The sequence below is a fragment of the Vibrio sp. 2132-1 genome, from assembly GCF_033344315.1.
Genome location: NZ_JAWPON010000797.1, coordinates 1 through 532 on the forward strand (window position 1 = coordinate 1; position 532 = coordinate 532).

Annotated in this window: 1 protein-coding gene; it reads right to left on the reverse strand. The window is 44.5% G+C overall.

Annotated elements, in window-relative coordinates; translation table 11 throughout:
• Nucleotides 1-233: 233 nt before the first annotated feature.
• The coding region (locus R8N47_RS28055; RefSeq protein WP_318186466.1) for a queuosine precursor transporter at nucleotides 234-532 on the reverse strand (299 nt) is incomplete at its 5' end.

A 532-nucleotide genomic window follows, 5' to 3' on the forward strand; every position in this document is an offset into this window, starting at 1 on the left:
GACATTGGTTGGCCATTAACGATTACCGCTTGCTAATGATTGTTATCGAGTAAAAAGGCTCCTTATGGAGCCTTTTTGTTATTTGGCATTCCAATGCACAGTGCTTGGAGCTTTAGAACACCCATGATCTTATTGCTCTTTGTGCTGTACAACGAGACTCGTACCCGTCCTTCAAATACAAAAAAACCGCTGGATTCAGCGGCTTTTTTGTTATTCACATTCAATCAGCGATATTACGCCGCCGTACTCACTTTGAAGTCTGGGTTTACTGCGGTTAGCTTCTTAATCAGATAATTCAGTAATACACCGTACATTGGGACAAACAAGCCAAGGCTGATCACCAACTTGAAGCCGTAATCCACCAGCGCGATTTCCGTCCAATGCTCAGCCATAAATGGATCTGGACTTTGGTAGAATGCAATCGCAAAGAACGCGATGGTATCTAGCGCATTACCAAAGAGTGTCGAACACGTTGGTGCTACCCACCACTGCTTCATTTGGCGTAGGCGGTTGAATACATGCACATCCATGA